General features: G+C 43.6%; 5 protein-coding genes. 4 read left to right on the forward strand and 1 reads right to left on the reverse strand.

Going from position 1 to position 4,764, the window contains the following annotated elements; all coding sequences use genetic code 11:
• A partial coding sequence (locus A2517_RS07490) for an acetyl-CoA carboxylase biotin carboxyl carrier protein subunit (RefSeq protein ID WP_294895685.1) occupies positions 1-156 on the forward strand: 156 nt, incomplete at its 5' end.
• 20 nt (positions 157-176) lie between these two features.
• Here the strand turns inward: A2517_RS07490 and A2517_RS07495 are convergent.
• A complete protein-coding gene (locus A2517_RS07495; protein ID WP_294895677.1) occupies positions 177-1,139 on the reverse strand; it encodes a chemotaxis protein in 963 nt (320 codons plus the stop codon).
• 145 nt (positions 1,140-1,284) lie between these two features.
• On the opposite strand from A2517_RS07495, the gene A2517_RS07500 reads away from it, so the two are divergent.
• The 3 genes from A2517_RS07500 to A2517_RS07510 form a co-directional block, all read left to right on the forward strand.
• Positions 1,285-3,018, forward strand: a complete 1,734-nt coding sequence (locus A2517_RS07500) for a molybdopterin-dependent oxidoreductase (RefSeq protein WP_294895679.1) — start codon at positions 1,285-1,287, stop codon at positions 3,016-3,018.
• Positions 3,015-4,190, forward strand: coding sequence for an aspartate aminotransferase family protein (locus A2517_RS07505; protein WP_294895681.1), 1,176 nt, complete (start codon positions 3,015-3,017; stop codon positions 4,188-4,190). The genes A2517_RS07500 and A2517_RS07505 overlap by 4 nt, the downstream gene beginning before the upstream one ends.
• An 8-nt stretch (positions 4,191-4,198) precedes the next feature.
• Positions 4,199-4,764: SAM-dependent methyltransferase (locus A2517_RS07510; protein WP_294895683.1), on the forward strand; the 566-nt coding region annotated here is incomplete at its 3' end.

Below are 4,764 nucleotides of genomic sequence, written 5' to 3' on the forward strand. Positions count from 1 at the left end.
GGCGACAATGTCAACGCAGGCGATAAGATTATGATTCTCGAAGCAATGAAAATGGAGATCGACGTTGTCGCTCCACGCAGTGGAAAAGTAACCTCAATCAGTGTCAATGTAAATGATAAAATCGAAGCCGGTCAAGTATTGGCGGTTGTCGAGTAACTCTCTTTTTCTTCTCTCCCTTATCTAGGGAGAAGTTTTGTACTTACCTCTCCCATTTTTTCAATAATGAGCGCTAAAATATTTTCACTTTTCGTTTTGTCGATAAAGCCGTCAGCTCCCAAAGAAGCTGCTTCACGCTTGTTATTTTCACCCGTCATAGAACTGTTGACAATAATGGGGATAGCTTTGGTTTCCGGTTTAGATTTGAGATGTTGAATAACAGTAAATCCTGACATTTCAGGCATTTCGATATCGGTGATGATAGCGGGAATGGATGAGGGGTTCGGATGTCTGGTGATAAACTCAACCAAATCTTTTCCGTTGTTAAACATTTGATATCCGATATGGGCATGTTCAAAAATTTGTCGTAGATGACGTTGCGCCGTTTTCGAATCTTCGGCGATGAGGACGACACCATTTTTAAGTTTATCGGGAATGGTAATGTTTCGAAGGGCTTTTGTCGCATTTTCGACGTTCACCATCGCTTGCGGAATGACATCAGCCAAAAGTTTTTCATAGTCAAGAATTAAACAGAGACTCCCATCATCGAGTCGTGTGTCATTAATGATAAGACCGTCTTCTCCAAGGCGGTAACTATCAGGTGAGTGCATCTCATTCCAGTTCTTTTTAATAACACGGTAGGCAAACATAATGCGGATACCGATAATGATTCCGTTAAAATCACAAATGAGCAGATTGGACGCTTTCTTTTTTGAATCTTCTAACTCAATACCCAGCCATTTGGGGAGGTTTAAAATCGGTATTTGAAGTTCACGTAAAACGATTGTCCCTTCCAACAGAGGATGTGCTCCGGGAATCTGAGTGAGATGGTGCCGTTTAGCTTCGACGACTTCACGGGTTTTGAAAACATTTATAGCGTAATAAGGGGATTCTTCAGCAATATCAATTTTAAAAACTAAAAGCTGTACTTCATTATTTTTAGCTAAGTTTGTTGCGGCGTCGACGTGTTCTAAAAGAGACATAGTGACCTCAAAATATTTATATTCTTTAATGATATCCAATTCAGGGGTTTTTTTTACTAAAATATAAAGGGTGTGAAGTGTAAAATGTGACAAAGATGATAAAAATTTCTTGTAGATGCACTATTATAGATATAAAGTTGATAGAATGAGCCAAACAACAGCCTGTCCCCTCGATTGTTACGATGCTTGTCGTATTGTGGTAACTGAGGATGGAAAACTAAAGGGGGATAAGTCTCACCCGATAACACGAGGCTATTTATGCCCTCATCTCAATCATTTCACGGAAGAGGAGCGTTTGATTGCTCCGAAGCTACGAGGTGAAGAGATCTCAATGGATAACGCGATTGATACACTGGTTGAGGCACTAAAAAACTCCAAAAGTGATCAAGTGCTTTATTATCGTGGGAGCGGCAATGTCGGATTGATGCAGCGTGCGCCCGAACATTTCTTTGGTTCCATCAAAGCGGTCGGAACCTCAGGCAGTTTATGTGACGGTGCCGGTGAAGCGGGCATTTTGTTGGGACGAGGATCGAATGAAGTGGTACCGCCTCAGATGATACTCGAGAGTGACGTTATCATTTTCTGGGGACGTAACCCCCATACGACCCATTCTCATTTATTGCCGTTTTTAGAGGGAAAAATAATTATTGTAATTGATCCGGTTCAAACGCAGATGGCAAAAAGTGCTGATCTGCATATCCAAATCAGGCCTCACTGCGATTTGCCTTTGGCATTGCTTTTAAGCCGATTCGCCATTATCGAGGGACTACACGACGTCGAGTTTTTGGAAAATCATGCCAGCGAATACAACGATTTTTATGAATTGACCCAGAGCGTAAGGATTAAAGCAACGCTTGATGCCATAGATGTAAGTCTCGGAGAGATCGGGACAATGTTAGAGCTGATGAAAGGGAAAAAGAGCATTATTTTCGTCGGTGTCGGTGTACAAAAATACCGAGACGGTGCGGATATCCTCCGAAGTATAGATGGATTCGGAGCCGTAATGGGACTTTTTGGCAAGAGAGGTTGCGGGGTGAGTTACTTAGGTAACTCTTTGAGCACTATCGAATTGCCGTTTAAATCGATATCGAATCGTGTCAGTAAGGCGAGTGTTGATTTTTCGAAGTATAATTGTGTTTTCATTCAAGGTGCCAATCCTTTGGCGCAAATGCCTCATTCGAGTGGGATAAAAAGCGGATTTTCTTCGGCTGGTTTCAGTGTCTATTTCGGATTGTATGAGAATGAAACCTCTCGCGAGGCTGATTTGGTCATACCGGCGAAAACATTTTTGGAAAAAAATGATTTTCGCAGTTCGTACGGCGATTATACTCTCCAAGAGATGCCGCAATTGTTTGAGAGTGAGATCGGAATCAGTGAATATGACCTCACAAAAAGAGTGTGTGAAGCATTCGGTGTAGAGATAGAGAATGAACTGTTTTATTTAGATCACTTCAGGAATCAAATGGATATTCGCGACGGTGTCGGATATCGTCGAAATTCTCTTGAGATTCCCTACGAAGAGGGGTTTGTAAACGGAGAGTTTGAGTTTTTGGACACTATTGATTTGGATATTGGTGATAGCGAAGGGTTTTACCTGATTACCTCCAAGTATCCTAAAGGGCTTAATTCCCAGTTTAGGCGTCCTGATGGGGTCTATTTTCATCCCGCTTCAGGATTTGAAGAAGGTGAGAGAGTTCGGCTTTCATCATCTTTTGGAGAAGTCGAAATGGCGGTCAAGCATGATGAATGCTTAAGAGATGATTCTCTGCTGATCTATTCGGGTACCCCGAATGTGAATGTATTGACACCTCCGTACCTTAGTTATGAGGGGGAGAGTGCCGTGTATCAAGAAATTAAAATAAAGGTAACAAGAAAATGACTAAAAATTTTGATAACTATGTATTGCCGACTTACGGACGTCAAAATATCAGTTTTACGGCAGGTAAAAACGCGATTTTGATCGACAGTGAAGGGAAAGAGTATATCGACTTCGCCGCAGGGATTGCCGTGTGCAGTGTCGGACACTCGAATGATCGTCTCACAAAAGCTATCTGTGACCAAGTGAGCAAGGTGATCCATGTTTCGAATCTATATTACATCGAACCGCAAGCCGAGTGTGCACGTCGTATCGTTGAACTCAGCGGCTACGACATGAAATGCTTTTTCGGCAACAGCGGAGCCGAAGCGAACGAGGGGGCGATTAAAATTGCCCGAAAATACGGAGAGATAGAGGGGCAACCGAAACGCTACAAAATCATCACCCTCGATCACTCGTTTCACGGACGTACCATTACCGCTCTCAAAGCGACGGGACAGGAGTCAATGCACAACTATTTCGGCCCGTTTCCTGATGGATTTGTCTATGCTAAAAATATCGATGAGATCGAATCGTTGATCGATGATCATACGGTTGCGGTGATGATTGAACTCGTACAAGGCGAGGGGGGCGTTCAGCCTCAGGATCGTGCTAAGGTTCAGGCATTAGCCGCGATGCTCAAATCGCGCGATGTTTTGCTGATGGTGGATGAAGTTCAAACGGGGATTTACCGAACGGGTGAGTTTTTAGCCTCTAACCTCTATGGTATTGAACCCGACGTCATTACGTTGGCAAAAGGGCTCGGCGGAGGGGTTCCTATCGGTGTCGTCATGACAAGCAAAAAAGATATTTTCGCACCCGGTGATCACGGATCGACATTTGGGGGGAATTATCTCTCGACGGCAGCCGCGAATGAAGTGCTAGACATTCTCGAAGAGATCAAAGAGAGCGGGGAATTGGATGAACATCTTCTCTACTTTGAAACTTCATTGGCTACATTTGCAAAAGGGCATCCTGCTATCTTTTTGGAACATGTCGGTTTAGGAATGATGCGCGGGCTTCGTGTGTGTGATGCAGATACGCTGGGCAAGATCATTAATGCTGCGCGTGATGCTGGGGTGATCGTTCTCAAAGCGGGACGCAATACGCTCCGTTTTCTTCCGCCGCTCACAATTACTAAAGCGGACATTGATGAGGGGTTTGTGCGTCTTGAAAAAGCGGTCGCAACCCTCTAAGGCATCACGTGCGTTTTAGTGACTATATGAATGACTGGCTTTATGGAGCCGAGGGGTATTATGCCTCCTATCGCCCGATCGGCAAGAAAGGGGACTTTTATACGGCGGTGAGTACGTCGAAATTTTTCGGGGGAACGATTGCCAATCATATTATCAAACGTCTCGATGAGGGGTTTTTGCGTCCCGATTCGTTAATCTGTGAAATCGGTGCTCATCATGGGTATCTTCTTGCCGATATTATCGAGTTTCTCCACACACTTCGCCCTCAATTATTGCAAACGCTCAGGTTTGGGATTCTAGAGCGATTTGAAAACCTGCGCACGGCTCAAAAATCGTATTTTGACGAATCGTTCGGTAACGCGGTCATGTTAGAACATTACAGTGATTTATCCGAGCTGGATGAAGAGGTCACTTTTTTTATTGCGAATGAGATTTTTGATGCATTTCCTTGTGAACTTTTTTACAAAGGGAAAATAGGACGTGTTGAGCACCATGAGATAGTTTTCGATCTTGAGGATTCTAAAATATCAGAATTGGCTGCAAAATATAAGCAAGATCGCGGGGAGATCGCATT

This window comes from Sulfuricurvum sp. RIFOXYD12_FULL_44_77, from assembly GCF_001830725.1.
Lineage (GTDB): Bacteria > Campylobacterota > Campylobacteria > Campylobacterales > Sulfurimonadaceae > Sulfuricurvum > Sulfuricurvum kujiense_A.